15 protein-coding genes are annotated in these 15,916 nt (G+C 68.7%); 1 reads left to right on the top strand and 14 read right to left on the bottom strand.

Features of this window, described 5'->3' with window-relative positions:
• The first annotated feature begins 112 nt into the window (after positions 1-112).
• The gene (locus AC3A6R_RS00880) at positions 113-352 is read left to right on the top strand and encodes a hypothetical protein (RefSeq protein ID WP_487859840.1); all 240 of its coding nucleotides are present in this window, start codon (positions 113-115) and stop codon (positions 350-352) included.
• Here AC3A6R_RS00880 and ligD read toward each other — a convergent pair.
• From ligD to AC3A6R_RS00810, 14 genes are all read right to left on the bottom strand, one after another.
• Positions 339-2,915 (bottom strand): DNA ligase D, encoded by a 2,577-nt coding sequence (gene ligD, locus AC3A6R_RS00875; protein WP_487863488.1) that lies wholly within the window; start codon positions 2,913-2,915, stop codon positions 339-341. The two genes, AC3A6R_RS00880 and ligD, sit on opposite strands and share 14 nt — an antisense overlap.
• Before the next feature lie 14 nt (positions 2,916-2,929).
• A complete protein-coding gene (locus tag AC3A6R_RS00870; RefSeq protein WP_487863487.1) occupies positions 2,930-3,910 on the bottom strand; it encodes a lysylphosphatidylglycerol synthase domain-containing protein in 981 nt (326 codons plus the stop codon).
• Entirely contained in the window at positions 3,907-5,457 is a 1,551-nt protein-coding gene (locus tag AC3A6R_RS00865) for a hybrid sensor histidine kinase/response regulator (RefSeq protein WP_487863486.1), read from the bottom strand. Before AC3A6R_RS00865 ends, AC3A6R_RS00870 begins: the two co-directional genes overlap by 4 nt.
• The gene (locus AC3A6R_RS00860) at positions 5,454-6,956 is read right to left on the bottom strand and encodes an ATPase domain-containing protein (RefSeq protein WP_487859836.1); all 1,503 of its coding nucleotides are present in this window, start codon (positions 6,954-6,956) and stop codon (positions 5,454-5,456) included. Before AC3A6R_RS00860 ends, AC3A6R_RS00865 begins: the two co-directional genes overlap by 4 nt.
• Before the next feature lie 171 nt (positions 6,957-7,127).
• The gene (locus AC3A6R_RS00855) at positions 7,128-7,310 is read right to left on the bottom strand and encodes a hypothetical protein (protein WP_487859835.1); all 183 of its coding nucleotides are present in this window, start codon (positions 7,308-7,310) and stop codon (positions 7,128-7,130) included.
• A gap of 78 nt (positions 7,311-7,388) precedes the next feature.
• Positions 7,389-8,312, bottom strand: a complete 924-nt coding sequence (locus tag AC3A6R_RS00850; protein ID WP_487863485.1) for a cation diffusion facilitator family transporter — start codon at positions 8,310-8,312, stop codon at positions 7,389-7,391.
• Between the two features lie 39 nt (positions 8,313-8,351).
• Complete coding sequence (locus AC3A6R_RS00845) at positions 8,352-8,531, bottom strand: DUF3606 domain-containing protein (RefSeq protein WP_487859833.1); 180 nt, start codon at positions 8,529-8,531, stop codon at positions 8,352-8,354.
• 99 nt (positions 8,532-8,630) lie between these two features.
• Positions 8,631-9,773: an acyl-CoA dehydrogenase family protein gene (locus tag AC3A6R_RS00840; protein WP_487863484.1), complete on the bottom strand. Its 1,143-nt coding sequence runs from the start codon at positions 9,771-9,773 to the stop codon at positions 8,631-8,633.
• A 10-nt stretch (positions 9,774-9,783) separates the two neighbouring features.
• Positions 9,784-10,983, bottom strand: a complete 1,200-nt coding sequence (locus AC3A6R_RS00835; protein ID WP_487863483.1) for an acyl-CoA dehydrogenase family protein — start codon at positions 10,981-10,983, stop codon at positions 9,784-9,786.
• 11 nt (positions 10,984-10,994) lie between these two features.
• The gene (locus tag AC3A6R_RS00830; RefSeq protein WP_487863482.1) at positions 10,995-12,026 is read right to left on the bottom strand and encodes an NAD(P)H-dependent flavin oxidoreductase; all 1,032 of its coding nucleotides are present in this window, start codon (positions 12,024-12,026) and stop codon (positions 10,995-10,997) included.
• Positions 12,023-12,766 carry an enoyl-CoA hydratase/isomerase family protein gene (locus tag AC3A6R_RS00825; protein WP_487859830.1) on the bottom strand — a complete coding sequence of 248 codons (744 nt, stop codon included), beginning with the start codon at positions 12,764-12,766 and terminating at the stop codon, positions 12,023-12,025. Before AC3A6R_RS00825 ends, AC3A6R_RS00830 begins: the two co-directional genes overlap by 4 nt.
• A gap of 42 nt (positions 12,767-12,808) precedes the next feature.
• Complete coding sequence (locus tag AC3A6R_RS00820) at positions 12,809-14,035, bottom strand: CaiB/BaiF CoA transferase family protein (protein WP_487863481.1); 1,227 nt, start codon at positions 14,033-14,035, stop codon at positions 12,809-12,811.
• On the bottom strand, positions 14,032-14,997 hold the full coding sequence (locus AC3A6R_RS00815) for a Bug family tripartite tricarboxylate transporter substrate binding protein (RefSeq protein ID WP_487863480.1): 966 nt from the start codon (positions 14,995-14,997) through the stop codon (positions 14,032-14,034). The genes AC3A6R_RS00820 and AC3A6R_RS00815 overlap by 4 nt, the downstream gene beginning before the upstream one ends.
• A gap of 42 nt (positions 14,998-15,039) precedes the next feature.
• The gene (locus AC3A6R_RS00810; RefSeq protein WP_487859827.1) at positions 15,040-15,822 is read right to left on the bottom strand and encodes a TetR/AcrR family transcriptional regulator; all 783 of its coding nucleotides are present in this window, start codon (positions 15,820-15,822) and stop codon (positions 15,040-15,042) included.
• Positions 15,823-15,916 lie beyond the last annotated feature (94 nt).

The following is a 15,916-nucleotide window of genomic DNA, read 5'->3' as shown; positions in this document are numbered from 1 at the left end:
TTCCTACGCATCACAAAGGCGTATCAAAGTCGTGCGTTGCGCAGGGATTAGGCACAAGTGTGAAATTTTGCGCAGAATAATCTCCGTGCCCATCTAGACAAGGAGACGGCTCATGTCCATGGAGTTTCTTCGAGTCATTGCCGAACAGAAGCTGCCCTACGTCGTCCACACGCCTGCAGACATCGACCGCCTGCGCGTGCTGCGCGCAGCCGAATTGGTGACGGCCTTCATCCCGCCGGCAAGCCATGCGCCCGACGGCCGCGCGATACGCCAGCTCGCCCAGGTGGAGTCGATCACGGCCAAGGGCCGGCTGGCACTGAACAAGGCGACGTCGGCCTTCATCGAACTTTGATGAAGCCAAGCTTCTTCATGGCCGCGCCCGGGCTGACTGCGGCCTTCGCATAGCCCTCCCACGGCGCGTTGCCTCGGTCGAGCCGGGCATGGATGTTCCGCAGGTTCCACTGCGCGCCGCTCGTGAGCAACGGCACCTCGTCCCATGCCACCGGTACCGACACGCCCATGCCCGGCCGCGCGCGCGCCGACCACGCGCAGACCGTGGTGGCACCAAAGCCGTTGCGCAGGTAGTCGATGAAGATGCGGCCGATGCGGTTGGCCGGCCCGCTCTTGGCGACGAACATCTGCGGCACGGTGCGTGCCATGTGACGCACGATGGCCTGCGAGAAATCCTTCACCGTGTCCCAGTCGTACTGGCGCTTGAGCGGCACCACCACGTGCAGCCCCTTTCCGCCGCTGGTCTTGCAGAAGCAGGGCAGTGCCAGTTCGTGCAACACCACGCGCATCAGCTCGGCCGACTGCAGCACCAGCGGCCAGCCCACGCCTTCGCCGGGGTCGAGGTCGAAGGTCATGCGGTCGGGCTTGGCGATCAGCGTCTTCACGCCGTTCCAGGTATGGAACTCGACGACGTTCATTTGGGCCGCGCTCAGCAGCCCGAGCGGGCCCGCCACTTCGATCAGTTCGGGGTGCGAAGGCCAGAGCGCGCGATCGAGCTGCCGCACCCCGTCCATCTGGCCGGCCTCCACATGCTTCTGGAAGAAGTGCTGTCCCGCGATGCCCTGCGGCGCGCGCACGAAGGACACGGGCCGTCCCTTGAGGTGTTCCATCATCAGCGGCGCGACAAGGCCGTAGAAACGCACCACCTCCACCTTGGTGATGCCGGTGGACGGATCGACCACACGGTCGGCATGCGAGACCTTGAAGTTCGCGGGCAGCGTGGCGGCGGGCATAGGCGCTGAATCGCGTTCGGCCGCCGGCTTGGCGCCGCGCGGCTGGTGCACCGGCTTCTCTCGCACGATCGCCTTCGCGGGCTTGTCCGAGCGAACGCCGTGGAACACCGGATGGCGCACATGGCCGTCCTTGGTCCAGTCGGAGAAGCTCACCTCGGCCAGCAGCACGGGTTGAACCCAATGCGCGCGGCGGTCGTTCTCGGTCGGGTTCTTGAACGGCCGCTTGTCGATGCCGAGCGGCTCGAGCCGCTGCAGCATTTCCCTGAGGCTGCGGTCGTTGAAGCCCGCGCCCACGCCGCCCGAATAGACGAGGTCGCCCTTCTCGTCGTGCACGCCGATCAGCAGCGCGCCGATGCCGACGCGCGATCCCTTGGGATCGGTGTAGCCCCCGATGACGAACTCCTGCCGGCGCGAGCACTTGAGCTTGATCCAGTCGGGCGAGCGGCGCGACGCATAGCTGCTGTCCTTGCGCTTGCCGATCACGCCTTCGAGCCCGATCTTGCAGGCCGAGGCGACGATGTCCTCGGGCGGCGCGTCGAAGACCTCGCTGAAGCGGATTTCGGGCGGCGCCTTGGCCAGCAGCGACTGCAGCAGTGCGCGGCGCTCGACCAGCGGCACGCCCGTGAGATCGAAGCCGTCGTAGTGCGGCAGGTCGAACAGGAAGTAGACGATGTCGTTCGTCTTCGCGCTGTCGAAGGCGTTCTGCAGCGCCTGGAAGTCGGTGCTGCCCGCGTCGTCGAGCATGACGATCTCGCCGTCGAACCAGCACGGCGCGAGCTTCATGCGCTCGATGGCGCGCACGAGGTGCGGCATGCGCGCGCTCCAATCGTGCCCGTTGCGCGTGAAGAGCTGCACGCCCTGGACATCGACGCGCGCCAGCAGCCTGTAGCCGTCGAACTTGATTTCATAGATCCAGTTGCTGGGGTCGGGCGGCGGACCGTCGACCAGCGTCGCGAGCAGCGGCGAGAGCCTCGCGGGCAGCGCGGCCTTGACCGCATCGGCCGGCATGTTGCCCGCGGCGGCCGCCTTGCCGCGCCGCGCCTTTGCGCCGGGTTGCGCTGCCGCGGTGGCCGGCGGGGCAGCGGGCGACGGTGCCGTGGGCGCCGCAGTGGGCATCGGCAGCGCCGCAACGCTGTCGGGAAACTGGTCGACCACGCTGAACTCGCTCGCGGGCCGCGCGAAGCCGTCGTGCTCCTTGATCAACAGCCAGGCGTCCTGCTTGTCGTCCTTCTTGCCATGCATGCGCACCAGCGCCCATTTGCCGCGCAGCTTGTAGCCGTGCAGCTCGAGCTTGATGTTGCCTGCCCGGTAGCCCTTGCGCGGGTCGCCGATTGGCACCCAGGTGCCTTTGTCCCAGATGATCACCTTGCCGGCGCCGTACTGCTTGGCCGGGATCTCGCCTTCGAACTGGTTGTACGAGATCGGGTGGTCTTCCACATGCACGGCCATGCGCTTGTCGTGCGTGTCGTAGCTGGGCCCCTTCGGCACAGCCCAGCTCTTCATGGTGCCATCGAGCTCGATGCGGAAGTCGTAGTGCAGGCGCCGCGCCCAGTGCTTCTGCACCACGAACTGCAGCGTGCCGACGACCGAATCGCCGCCCTCTTCCGGCTCGGGCGTGACGCCGAAGTTGCGCTTCTCCTTGTAGCGTTTCAGGGGGCTTGCGCGCGCCATGGCCAGTCGTCCTTCTATTCGCCGGGAGGATGGTTGGCAGCATGCCGCTCGAGCAGCAGGTACAGCACGAGGCCGCCGCCCAGTGGCAGCAGGTAGTAGACCGCGCGGTAGGCCAGCACCGCGCCCATGAGCGTGCCCTGCCGCACACTGCCCGACAGCAGCGCGAGGTACACGGCCTCGAGCACGCCGAGCCCGGCCGGGATCGGCGTCACCACGCCGACGATCGAGGCGGCCAGCAGCACGCCCAGCGTGGTGGCATAGGGCACTTCCTGCCCTAGCAGCAGGTACATGGCCGAACCCATGAGTGCCCAGTTGGCACTCGAGAGCGCAAGCTGGACCAGCGCGAGCCGGGCCGACGGCAGCTCGAGGCGCCGCCCTTTCACATGCCAGTGGCGACCGTGCAGGAAATAGCAGGCCACCACGTAGGCCATCGCGAGCACGATCATCAGCACGCCGAGCGCGCGGAACGCGTCGGCCCCCATGTGCGCCTCGCGTGGCGGTGCAATGGCGCCCGACGCGAACAGGCTGCCGGCCAGCAGCCCGTAGCCGAGCCAGTTGGTGGCCAGGCTGATGCCGACGATCTGGGCGACGGTAGCCTCGTCGAGGCCGGCGCGCGCATAGAGCCGCGCGCGCAGCGCGATGCCGCCGACCAGCGAGCCGAGGTTGAGATTGAAGGCATAGCTCGCCACTGCGATGGCCCAGGTCCGCCAGCGGGGCAAGCCGTGGCGCGTGTGCCGCCTGCCGATCAGGTCGAAGCAGCCGTAGAGCGCATGGCTCATCGTGGCGAGGCCGAGCGCGGCGAGCAGCACCGTGGCGGGATAGCGCCGCAGCGCCTGCCATGCACCGGCCCAGTCGACCTTGTGCGCATGCGACAGCAGCAGGCCCAGCACCACGATGCCGAGCAGCGGCAGCGCGAAGCGGCGGCAGCGGCGCCACAGCGCCTGTCTTCCTGTGGCGGGCACCGCCGGTGGGAGCGTGGTGGCATCGTTCGTCATGGCGGTTCCTGGAACAGGGCGAACAGCGCCGCCAGGTCGAGCGGCTTCAGAAGGTGGTGGTCGAAGCCTGCGGCGGCAATGCGCTCCTTGTCGCCCTGCTGGCCCCAGCCGGTCAGCGCGACCAGCACCAGCCCCCCGAGCGCAGGGTCGGCACGCAGCCGGCCCGCGAGTTCGCAGCCGTCCATGCCGGGCATGCCGATATCGAGGATCGCCAGGCCCGGCCGCTCGCCGTCGGCCACCAAGCGCAGCGCAGCGTCGCCGCTGTAGGCCACGCGGGGCGAGGCGCCCAGCGACCGCAGCAGGTCGCCGAGCGCATCGGCCGCGTCGCGGTTGTCGTCGACGATCAGCACCGTCTCGGGCAGCGACGCGGGCCATCCACCGATGGCGGGTGTCGGGGACGAACGCAGTCCGGCCTCGCCACGCATGAGCGGAAGCTGCACGCGGAACATGGCGCCGTGCCCGAGGCCCTCGCTGATGGCTTCGACACTGCCCCCGTGGAGCTCGACCAGGCTCTTCACCAGCGTGAGCCCGATGCCGAGCCCGCCCTGCGCCGCCTTCGAGGTGCCGCTGACCTGCACGAACATTTCGAAGATCGATTGCAGCATCTCGGGCGCGATGCCGGAGCCGTTGTCGCGCACCTCGACCACGGCGCTGCGGCCTTCCCGACGCAGCACGATCCCGACCTTGCCGCCGGGCCGCGTGTACTTGGCGGCGTTGTTGAGCAGGTTCGAGAACACCTGCGTGAGGCGAACACCATCGCCGCGCACCATGAGCGGCTCGTCGCCGAGTTCGAGCTCCAGCCCATGCTTCGCCCCCTCGAGTAGCGGGCGGCTCAGTTCGATCGCGTCCTTGATCACGGCTTCGAGCGCCACCGCCTCCATGCGCAGCTCGATCTTGCCGCGCGTGATGCGCGACACCTCCATCAGGTCGTTCACGAGCCGCACCATGTGGTCGACCTGACGCCCCATGAGCTCGTAGTAACGCAGTGCCTCCGAAGGCTCGTGGGGCTTGCGCGTCAGCAGGGTGAGCGCAGTGCTCATCGGCGCGAGCGGATTGCGCAGCTCGTGCGCCAAAGTGGCAAGGAACTCCGTCTTGCGCTGGTCGGCCTCGCGCAGGCTGTCGAGCAGGTCGCGCATCTGGTATTGACGGCTGCGCGCGCGCAGCACCGTTCGGACCGTGCTCACGAGCGAAGCCACGCGCACCGGCCGTTCGATGACCGTGACATTCGCGAGCCGGTTCATCGCGTCGGCGACGACTGCGGAGTCTGCGCCCTGGCGCGCCAGGATGAGCACCGGCAGGTCGGACCATGGTGGCTGCGTCGCGAGCGCGTCGATCAGGGCCGCGCTGGCGGGATCGGACAGCGTTTCTTCCGCCAGCATGATCGCGCCGGCGCCCTCCTGCATACCGTGCACCAGCTCGCGCAGGCTGGCGCAGCTGTGCGCCGCGACTTTCGCACGCCCCAGCACGGCAGTTGCCATGAAGGCATCCCTCGACGTGGTCGTGCGCAGCAGAATGCGCTGCTCGACGAATGCGGGTGCTGAACTCACGGCGTGCGCTGGATGCTGTCGATCGGAATGGGAATGCCCGTGAGGATGCCCCTGAAGTTGCGCAACGCCTCGCCGACCTGGAGCCCGCTGTCGGTCATTGCGAAGTCGCGGATGGTGCGCTCGTGCGCGCCGCCGCGCTTCTTCAGCACCGAGATGGCCTGGCGCACTTCTCCGTCGTGCTCGAAATAGCGCAGCATCACCACCGCATCCGCAAGGTAGCTGGCGTCCACCGGCGTCTGCATCTGCATGCCGATGAGCCCGTGCTGGGCGCCCACGAGCAGTGTCGCGACGCCTGCCTGCCCGAGGTAGGACAGCAACTCATGCAGCTGCACGATCAGGAAGCGCTCGTCGGGCATGGCGTTGAGGTAGCCGTTGAGGCTGTCGATCACCACCACGGCAGCATGCGCCTCGGTCACGGCGAGCCGGATCAGGTGCACGAATTCGCCTGGCGAGAGCTCGGCCGGATCGACCTGCCGCACGCGGATATGACCCGAATCGATGTACCGGCCAAGGTCCATTCCCATGCTGTGGCAGCGTGTGCGCAGCGTGTGGGTGCTCTCGTCGAAGATGAAGAGCGCCGCGTGTTCGTCGCGCTGCGCCGCGGCAATGGCGAACTGCACCGCCACGGTCGACTTGCCAGTGCCGGGCGCCCCGACGAACAGCGTGCTCGTGCCGCGCTCGATGCCGCCGCCAAGCAGCGTATCGAGTGCCCCGATGCCGCTCGGGATGCGCACCTGGCTCGTTGCCACAGCATGCTCGGCCGCCACCAGCCGCGGGAACACGCGCAGCCCGCCGCGTTCGATGCGGTAGTCGTGGTAGCCGCCGCGGAACTGCTGGCCGCGGTACTTGCTGACCAACAGCCGGCGCCGCGCAACGCCGTAGTCGGAATGGGACTGCTCGAGCCGCAGCACCGCATGCGCGATGCTCTGCACTTGAAGGTCGTGCTTCGTCGCCGTCATGTCGTCCAGCAGCAGCACGGTGCACTGGCGGCCTGCGAAGAACTGCTTGAGCGCGAGGATCTGGCGCCGGTAGCGCAACGAATTGCCGGCCAGCAGGCGCAGTTCCGACAGCGAATCGAAGACCACGCGGGTGGGTTTGATGACGTCCACGTCGGTCAGGATCCTCAGCGTCGTCTCGCTGAGCTCGACCTCGGAGGGGTGGAACATCGTGTACTGCTCGTCGGGCGCCAACGCGGTTTCCGACGGCAGCATCTCTCGCACCTCGATGCCGCCCAGGTCCCATCCGTGCGACCGGGCCACGCCCCTGAGTTCCTGGGCGGTCTCCGACAGGGTGACGTAGAGCACCGATTCTCCGCGCCGCGCGCCTTCGAGCAGGAACTGCATCGCGATGGTGGTCTTGCCGGCACCCGGCGTTCCCTCGACCAGGTAGAGGCGGCTCGGCGTGAGCCCGCCCCCGAGCACATCGTCGAGGCCGGGAACGCCGACCTTCATCAGGGCTTCTTCCTGCGGAGCCGTATCAGCCGCACCGTCGTGTTTCATTTTCTTTCCTCCATCGTATGGACAGACAGTCCTTTTCTGTTCTGTTTTTAGCGATCGTTCAGGCCGTGCTGGCCCGAGGAGGATTTGTATCAATGGCAGCGATGCTGTGGTTGTAGGGCATCACCCTTCTTCCGCAGAAGACAACGCCACGGCGCCGCGCGGGCTGCCGGGCTACGACTTTTCCGGCGTCTTGCGTTCGGCATCGCCGGGCTCCCGGAGCTTCTCGTTGCCGACTTCCTTCATCTGCTCCTCGCCTTCGATGTCGCGCCCGTCCGTGGGCACGGACTCCTCCTGCGTGATCTCCGGTTCGTCGGGGGTGCGCTTGTGCTGCTGCGGGGGCGACGGGGTGTTCATTTTGGCGATCTCCTGGGTGAGTCGCCACAGTGGACGCGCGCCACCGGGCGCTGGCTCAGGCAAATACCGCAGCGCCCGTCAGCCAACGCCGACGGGCGCTTCTACTTCTTCGCTCGCCTCGATGAAAAGGCGCCGGATCATCGGGTAGCGCGCACGCACCTGCTGCTCGATGGCGGCGATCGCATCGGCCGCATCGCCGGTGGCGGTGCCCTCCTTGAAATTCAGGTCGACGACGACCAGCACCTCGTTCGCGCCGATGTACATCGACAGCACATGGCCGACGTCGTGCACGCTGGGCTGCTGCATCGCGAAGCTGCGGATCGTGCGCGCAGTCTCGGGGCGGATGCCTTCGCCGATCAGCAGCCCGTGCGCCTGGCTGATCAGCAGCACCGCCACGCCGGCCAGCAGCAGCCCGATCACCACCGATGCGGCGCCGTCGAGCGCCGGCATGTCGAGGCGATGGCTCAGGTAAATGCCGAGCGCTGCCACGCCCAGGCCCGCGAGGGCGGCCGAGTCTTCGGCCAGCACGGTGTAAGTGGTCGGGTCCTTGCTCTGGCCGAGCGCCTGCCAGAAAGGCGCCCCGCGCGCCTGGCGCCGGAACTCGCGCAGCGCGATGAAGAAGCTCACGCTCTCGAACAGCGCCGCCAGGCCGAGCACGACGTAGTTCCAAGTCGGGTCCCGCATCGGCTCCGGGTGGCGGATGTGCTGGATGCCTTCGTACAGCGACACGCCGCCGCCGAGCCCGAAGATGAGCACCGCGACGATCAAGCTCCAGAAGTAGAGCTCCTTGCCGTGGCCAAAGGGATGCTCGGGCGTGGCGGGCCGCTTGCTCAGCCGGATGCCGACCAGCAGCAGCACGCCGTTGAAGGTGTCGACCGCCGAATGGATGCCTTCCGACAGCATCGCCGAACTGCCGGTGACGCCGGCGACCACGAACTTGGTGGCGGCGATCGCGACATTGGCCGCGATGGCACCATAGATCGCGATCTTCGATTCGGCCATCGGCGGATTATGCGGCCGGACCCTGGCCCGGCGCGCCCGTCAGGGCAGGCCGAGGTAGATCCGCAGATCGTCCTTCATCGTGCCCGCAGAGGCCACCGCCATGCGCAGGCGCGCCTCGTCGACCCCGAACGTCTTGGTCCAGTAGTCGACCTCCTTCAGGTCGGTGATGTCGATGCGCTCATCGTCTTGCGGAATGTGGATCTTCATGTCGTCCAGCATCGGGGCGTCTCCAGGCAGGGGGTTGAAGGTGACGGCAGTTTTCGTGCCCGCGACCCTGCGCCATGCCAGCGCGATCCCACGCTTGATGCAGGACAGCGGCTACAGCGCGGGCGGCGCCGGATCCATGGCCGCGGCGTAGCGCGCCAGGTGGAAGTCTTCATCGCCGAGCTGCAGGTTCAGCAGGCCGAGCCGCTTCGCATGGTGCGCCAGCGGCAGCTCCCAGGTCATGCCGATGCCGCCGTGCAGCTGGATGCACTCCTCGGCGAACGCCAGCGCCGCGGTGCCTGCGGTGAACTTGGCCGCGGCGAGATGGCGCTCGCACACGCGCCCGGCCGCATCGAGGTGCACGGCCGCGTTGATCGTGGCGGAGCGCGCCTGCTCCAGATGCAGCATGAGATCGACCATGCGGTGCTGCACCGCCTGGAAGCCGCCGATCGGCATGCCGAACTGCTTGCGCGTCCGGAGGTAGTCGAGCGTGCTGGCCAGCATGACATCCATCGCGCCGACCGCCTCGGCACACACGGCCAGAATGCCGCAGCCGATCCCGGCCTCGAGCGCCGCGGCGGCCTCGCCCTCGCGCCCAACGAGCGCGTCGCCCGGCAGCACCACGCTGCGGAGCACGGCATCGGCCGAACGGCCGCCGTCGAAGTCGGGATGCCCGCGCAGCGTCAGCCCCGCGGTGAGCACCGGCACCGCGAACAGCGAGAGGCCGGTCCTGTCGCCAGGCGCACCGGCGGTGCGCGCCGACACCAGCAGCACCTGCGCCTCGCCGCCCCACGGCACGCCGGCCTTGAGGCCGTCGAGCACCCAGCCATCGGCCTCGCGGCGGGCGCTGCATTCGACCTGCAGCGGATCCCACTGGCCGCCGGGCTCGCAGTGCGCGAGGCTGGCCAGCACCGTGCCTTCTGCAATGCCCGCAAGCAGCGCCGCATGCGCCCCGTCAGCGGCATGGGACAGCGCCCGGCCAGCCATGAGGGTGGCCAGGAAAGGCTCGCAGACCAGGCCGCGACCGATCGCCTCGAACACCGCCATCAGGTCGAATGCGCTGCCGCCGAGGCCGCCGTCATCGGGGCCGAACAGTGCGCCCACGGCGCCGATCTCGGCCAGCGCCCGCCAGTGGACCAGATCGAAGCCGGTCGCCCGCGGCACCAGCCGGCGCGCAGGCTCGCCGTAGCGCTCGGCGACATAGCGCGACATGCTTTCGGCGAGCAGGCGCCGCTCGTGCGTGTGTTCGAAGTTCATGGCAGTGGCCTCACAGTCCCAGCACGGTCTTGGCGATGATGTTCTTCTGGACTTCGTTGGAGCCGCCGAAGATCGAGAGCTTGCGGTTGTTGAACCAGGTGATGGCCGCGCGCGGCGCGCTACCGGGCCCGATGCCGGCAAGGTCCAACCCGGCGGCATCGGTCATGTCGTTGGCGAAAACCGGCGCATGCGGGCCCATGGCGCGCAACATCAGTGCATTGATCTGCTGACGGATCTCGGTGCCCTGGATCTTGAGCATCGAGCTCTCGACGCCCGGGGCCGCCCCTTTGGCTGACGCCCAGAGCAGCCGCAGGTTCGTCGTCTCCATGTTCTGTAGCGCGATCTCCACGCGCGCCAGGCGGGCAATGAAGTCGCGGTCCGCGAGCAGCGGCCGGCCGTTGCGCGCGAGCGTGGCCGCCGCGCGCTTCAAGCGGTGCAGCGCGGCATAGGAATAGCCGACGCCCGCCATGCCGCTGCGCTCGTGCGTGAGCAGGTACTTGGCGCAGTCCCAGCCCGCGTTCTCCTCGCCGACGAGGTTGTCGAAAGGCACAAGCACTTCGGTGAAAAAAACTTCGTTGACTTCATGCTCGCCGTCGAGCGTGATGATCGGACGCACCTCGACGCCGGGAGAGTTCATGTCGATGAGCAGAAAGCTGATGCCCTGCTGCTTGCGCGCCGACGGGTCGGTGCGCACCAGGCAGAAGATCATGTTGGCATGCTGACCCAGCGTGGTCCAGGTCTTCTGGCCGTTGACGACCCAGCCGTCGGCGGTGCGCACCGCCGTGGTCTTGAGCGAGGCCAGGTCCGAGCCCGCGCCGGGTTCCGAATAGCCCTGGCACCACCAGTCGCGGCCGTCGAGGATGCGCGGCAGCCAGCGGCGCTTCTGCGCGTCGGTGCCGAAGCGGATGAGCACCGGCCCGAGCATGTTGAGGCCGAACTGGATGATGCGTGGCGCCTGCGCGATGGCGCCCTCGAACTCGAACAGGTAGCGTTGCATCGCGCTCCAGCCCGGTCCGCCATGTTCCTTCGGCCAGCCCGCGGCGAGCCAACCGCGCGCCTGAAGGATCGCGTGCCAGCGCGCCATGTCGGCCTTGCCGAGGCGCTCGTCGAGCGCGACCTTAGCGGCGATGTCCGCGGGCAGCTCGTCGCGGAAGAAGGCCCGCACCTGTTCGCGGAACGCCTCTTCCTCGGGCGTGAAATCCATGTCCATGCAGCGCTCCTTCAGTCGGTCTCGAGCAGGTCCGCGGCGCCCGCGGCGCGGCGGTCGGTGAAAGTGGCGGAGTCGCCATAGAGCGCGACAGCGCGCCCGAGCGCGAACCGGCAGCCGGCCACCATGCGCTGGATCAGCTGTTCGCAGCTCGGCACGTCGTCGATCAGGCCAAGGCACTGGCCAGCCCAGATCAGGCCGTCGTCGACGGTGCCCTGCTCCAACGCCTGCCGGCCGCGCGCACCGGCGACCCATGGCCGCAGCTCGTTGAAGGTCGCGCCTTCTGGGCGATGCTCGAGTTCGTTCACCGCGGCCGAGACCGGGTTGCGCCAGACGCGCGCGGTGTTGCGCAGCCCGCGGAAGATCAGCGTGGTGTCGCGCTCGCTGGCCGCGAGCAGCGCAGCCTTGACGCTGTCGTGCACCGGCGCCTCGCGCGTCAACATGAAGCGCGTGCCCATGTTCACGCCGTCGGCGCCCAGCGCGAGCGCGGCGGCCATGGTGCGCCCATTGGCGATCCCTCCCGAGGCCACCACCGGGATCGACAGCTTGGCGCAGGCAGCAGGGATCAGAATCAAACCGGGAATGTCGTCCTCGCCCGGATGGCCCGCGCATTCGAAGCCGTCGATGCTGATCGCGTCCGCGCCGCGGCGCTCGGCCGACAGCGCATGCCGCACCGAGGTGCACTTGTGCACGATGACGAGGCCCTTGGACTTGAAGAGCTCGGTGATCGGCTCCGGCTGCAGCCCGGCGGTTTCGACGATGCGCACGCCGCTGTCGACGATGGCCCGTGCATAGTCTTCGTACGGCGGCGGCGACGCCGAGGGCAGGATCGTGAGGTTGACCGCGAACGGCGCGTCGGTCATCGTGCGGCAGCGGCGCACTTCCTCCAGCAGGGCCTCGGGGCTGGGTTGCGTGAGCGCCGTCAGGGTGCCGAGGCCGCCCGCGTTGGAGACGGCAGCCGCGAGTTCGGCGCGGCCGACCCACATCATGCCGCCCTGGATGATCGGGTAGCGGATCTGCAGCAGTTCGGTGATGCGGGTCTTCATGGGCGGTTCGCCTTCACCTGGTGGATCGCGCCGCCCTGGCTCAATGCGTCGGCCCGCGCGCAGGCGTCCATCCACTGACCGGTCGGCATCTGCATGGTGGCCGCGCGCATGCCCGACTTGACGGCGCAAACCGAATGCGTAGGAAAGGCGGCGATGGCCGCGGCCATGGCACGGGCGCGCGCCACCACAGCGGCATCGTCGACCACTTCAGTCGCGATGCCCAGGCGCAGCAGGTCGGCCGCGCCGACGCGGTCGCCCATGAGGCACACGCGGGCCGCGACCGCTTCACTGTGGCGCAGCGCCAGCCAGGCCGCGTTGCGCGGCGCGGCCATGCCGATGCCGATCTCGCCCACCTGGAGGAAGGCGCCTTCGCCGCTCACCATCAGGTCGCCGGCCAGCGCGAGCGCGGCGCCGGCATTGATCGCGTAGCGCTCGAGCGCGACGATCAGCACCTTGCGGCTCGCGAGCAGCTGGTTGTGCACCGCCTCCCAGAGCGCAGGGAAGCCGGCCTTCCAGTCGGGCGCCGGATCGACGCCGAAGGCCTTGACGTCCAGGCCCGAACAGAACACGCCATCGGCGCCTCGCAGCACCACGGCACGCACGGTGTCGTCCTCGGCGAGGCGCTCGAGCGCGGCGTGCAGGGCAGCGGCGAGCGTGCCGTCGATGGCGTTCTTGCGCTCGGGGCGGTGGAAGATCAGTTCCGCCCATCCGTCATGGACGTCGAGAAGCACGGCAGACATGAGAAGAGTCCTTTGCTGGGGAAATGGAGTGGCGCGGGCAGCTCAGTGGCCGACCGCGCCGGCGGCCTTCAGGCGCGCGATGTCGGCTTCGGCATAGCCCGCCTGCGCGAGCAGTTCGTCGGTGTGCTGGCCCAGGCGCGGCACCGCGGGCACCTGCCTGCCCCGCGGTGCACCTTCGAAGCGGAACGGCAGGCCGGGCAACTGCACTTCGCCACCCTGCCCGTCGTCGATGGTCTCGAAGACGCCGCTGGCCTGCACGTCGGCGCTCGCGAGCACCTGCGGGTAGTTGCGCACCACGCCCACGACGACGCCATGCCGCTCGAGCAGCGCACGCGCTTCTTCGCCGGTGAAGACGCCGAGCGCAGCGCTCAGCACCTCCATCAGCGCCGCGCGGTTGCGCACGCGGTCGTTGTTGGTGGCAAAGGCCTCGGCACCGGCGAGCGCGGGCTGGCCGATGGCCTTGCACAGCCGCTGCCAGTGGTCGTCGAGGTAGGCGGAAATAACGATGTGGCCGTCGCGCACGGTGATGAGGTCGGCGGCCGGCGCAACGAGCGGCTGCGCATTGCCCGCGCGCTCGGGCAGCTTGCCCGTGCACTGGTATTCGGCCCAGATCTGGGCCTGCATCGAGATGGCCACCGCGAGCAGCGAGGTCTCGATGGTGTCGCCGCGGCCCGTGCGCGCATGCCGGAACAGCGCCGCGAGGATCGCATTGGCCGTGCTGTTCGCCGTCGAGACGTCGGCCACCGGAAAGCCGGCTTTCAGCGGGGTGCCGCCGCGCTCGCCGGTGATCGACATCATGCCGCTCTCGGCCTGCGCGGCGATGTCGAGGCCCGGCCGCTCGCGCGACGGGCCCTCCGCGCCGAAACCCGAGACCGACACGTAGATCAGGCCGGGCTTGGCCGCGCGCAGCGTGGCGGCGTCCAGCCCGAGCGACTGCATCACCCCGGCACGCGCGTTCTGCACCACCACGTCGGCCTGCAGCGCAAGATCGCGTGCGACCGCCAGGCCTTCGGGCTGGCGCATGTCGACCACGATCGAACGCTTGCCGCGGTTGTAGGCCATGAAGAGGCCGCTGCGGCCCTTGGTCGAGGCGCTCACGCCGAAACGGCGGCCGTTGTCGCCGTTGGGGCTTTCGATCTTGGTGACGCTCGCGCCCAGGTCGGCCAGGATCTGCGTGGCACCCGGGCCGGCGATGAACTGGCCGAACTCCACCACCTTGACGCCCGCGAGCGGCAGGTCGTCGTGCGCGGCTTGCTGCGGATCGTTCATTGCTCCGCCTTGATGCCGGCGCTCTTGGCGACGGCGGTCCAGCGCTGCATCTCGGCCGCGAGCATCTTGCCGAATTCGTCGGCGCTGCCGCCGGCCGGGCTCATGCCGAGGCCGTGCACGGCATCTGCGAATTCCTTGCTCCGGAGCGTGCGGTTGGCCGCTGCATTGAGCTTCTCCAGCACGGCGGGCGGCGTCTTGGCCGGGGCCATCAGCCCGAGGAAGCTGGCCGCGTCGAGGTCCTTGACGCCGGCCTCGCGCGCGGTGGGCACACCAGGCAGGCCCGGCGGACGCTCGAGCCCCGGCGTGACGATGCCGCTGAGCTTGCCTTCGCGGATCATGGTGCTGGTGATGCCTGCGACGTCGAACATCAGCGGCACGTCGCCCGCCATCACCGCCTGCGCCGCGCCGGCCGAGCCCTTGTAGGGCACATGCTCGAGCCGCAGCTTGTAGCGCTGCGCGAGCAGTTCGCCCCACAGCTGCGTGAGCGAGCCTGCCCCCGGGCTCGAATAGAGCACCGGGTTGCTCTGGTTGCGGATCCACGCGATGAGCGACGGCAGGTCCTTGGCCGGCACCTTGGGGTTGGCCGCAACCAGGATCGGCATCCACGCCGCGTTGACCACGGGCGCGAGGTCGCGCAGCGGCTCGTACGGCGCCTTGATGCCGGTGGCGCTGTTGGTGACGAACTGCGCCGCGACCAGCACGAGGCTGTAGCCGTCAGCGGGCTGGCTCGCCACGAAAGCGGTGCCGATGGTGCTCGAGGCGCCGGGCTTGTTCTCGACAATGACGGGCTGCCCGAGCTCGGCCGAGATGCCCTTGCCCACGAGCCGTGCCACCGCGTCGGTGGGGCCGCCGGGCGTGTAGGGCACCACGATCCGGATCGGCCGGTTCGGATAGTCGCCCTGTGCCTGCGCACCGGGAATGAGCGCGAGCGTGGTCAGCAGGGTCGCAAACAGCTTCTTCATGTCTTGTCTCCTTCGTTGTTTGTTCAAGGATGGCGCGCCGGATCAGCTCGCCGCGCGCCGGCGCGGCGCGGGCTTCGGCGGCGGCTCGGGGGCTTCCGGCGCGTCATGTGCCGCGAGTCGCGCATGCACTTGCAACGAGACCGGCGCGGCGATGGCGCCGCTCACCATGTCGATCAGGTTCTCGATCGCGCGCTGCAGGTCGAAGCCCAGTTGGCGCTTGCTTCGCCGCGTGCTGATGCGCTCGAAGTCGGCCAGGCTGAACATGACGAAGCTGACGCCCGCCAGGTAGCGCTGGCGCAGCAGCAGCTCGGGCATGTCTGGCAGCACACGCTGCAGCAGCTCGTGGATGCGGCGGAAACCGCGGTCTTCCTCTTCGCGCGTGGACGCGGCGAGGTCGATGTCGGGATGCACCTGCGCCGCAGCCAGGAAGCGGTTGTAGGTGTTGCCGCGGCTTGTCATCAGCCTGGAGGCGAGCGGCCACACGATCGCCTCGACCAGCCCGCGCAGCTCGCCGTGGCGCTCGCTGCTGTAGAGCTGGTCGATGTAGTCGTTGCGCAGCGCGTTGACCTCGCCCATGCCACTTTGCAGGATGGCCTGGATCAGCGCTTCCTTCGAACCGAAGTGGTAGTGCAGCGCCGAGTTGTTGCGCTGGCCCGCCTCGCGGGCGATCTCGCGCATCGACACGGCATCGATGCCCTTTTCGGCGAACAGGCGCTGCGCGGTCAGAAGCAGCACGTCGGCGCTGTCGGCGCTGCTGCGCGGCGCGGCGGCCAGCTTACGCCGGTCCTTGCCGGCGGGCGGGGGAGTGGGGGTGGTGTCGGCCATGTGGCGGATTCTGGAACCTTGCATTTGTTAAGTCAAGTGCTTTACCGACAATAAAGCATCTGATTTAATCCGGTCGATACAAACAACCCGGACG

The organism is Variovorax sp. Soil_C_19 (assembly GCF_057657255.1).
This window is presented reverse-complemented; position numbering and strand designations above follow the sequence as displayed.

What these genes read in the sequence shown, in the direction of transcription:
- AC3A6R_RS00815 (WP_487863480.1), bottom strand. Translation starts at nt 14,997, where the DNA reads ATGAAGAAGCTGTTTGCGACCCTGCTGACCACGCTCGCGCTCATTCCC.
- AC3A6R_RS00810 (WP_487859827.1), bottom strand. Translation starts at nt 15,822, where the DNA reads ATGGCCGACACCACCCCCACTCCCCCGCCCGCCGGCAAGGACCGGCGT.
- AC3A6R_RS00880 (WP_487859840.1), top strand. Translation starts at nt 113, where the DNA reads ATGTCCATGGAGTTTCTTCGAGTCATTGCCGAACAGAAGCTGCCCTAC.
- AC3A6R_RS00840 (WP_487863484.1), bottom strand. Translation starts at nt 9,773, where the DNA reads ATGAACTTCGAACACACGCACGAGCGGCGCCTGCTCGCCGAAAGCATG.
- AC3A6R_RS00855 (WP_487859835.1), bottom strand. Translation starts at nt 7,310, where the DNA reads ATGAACACCCCGTCGCCCCCGCAGCAGCACAAGCGCACCCCCGACGAA.
- AC3A6R_RS00830 (WP_487863482.1), bottom strand. Translation starts at nt 12,026, where the DNA reads ATGAAGACCCGCATCACCGAACTGCTGCAGATCCGCTACCCGATCATC.
- ligD (WP_487863488.1), bottom strand. Translation starts at nt 2,915, where the DNA reads ATGGCGCGCGCAAGCCCCCTGAAACGCTACAAGGAGAAGCGCAACTTC.
- AC3A6R_RS00845 (WP_487859833.1), bottom strand. Translation starts at nt 8,531, where the DNA reads ATGCTGGACGACATGAAGATCCACATTCCGCAAGACGATGAGCGCATC.
- AC3A6R_RS00820 (WP_487863481.1), bottom strand. Translation starts at nt 14,035, where the DNA reads ATGAACGATCCGCAGCAAGCCGCGCACGACGACCTGCCGCTCGCGGGC.
- AC3A6R_RS00870 (WP_487863487.1), bottom strand. Translation starts at nt 3,910, where the DNA reads ATGACGAACGATGCCACCACGCTCCCACCGGCGGTGCCCGCCACAGGA.
- AC3A6R_RS00825 (WP_487859830.1), bottom strand. Translation starts at nt 12,766, where the DNA reads ATGTCTGCCGTGCTTCTCGACGTCCATGACGGATGGGCGGAACTGATC.
- AC3A6R_RS00835 (WP_487863483.1), bottom strand. Translation starts at nt 10,983, where the DNA reads ATGGACATGGATTTCACGCCCGAGGAAGAGGCGTTCCGCGAACAGGTG.
- AC3A6R_RS00860 (WP_487859836.1), bottom strand. Translation starts at nt 6,956, where the DNA reads ATGAAACACGACGGTGCGGCTGATACGGCTCCGCAGGAAGAAGCCCTG.
- AC3A6R_RS00850 (WP_487863485.1), bottom strand. Translation starts at nt 8,312, where the DNA reads ATGGCCGAATCGAAGATCGCGATCTATGGTGCCATCGCGGCCAATGTC.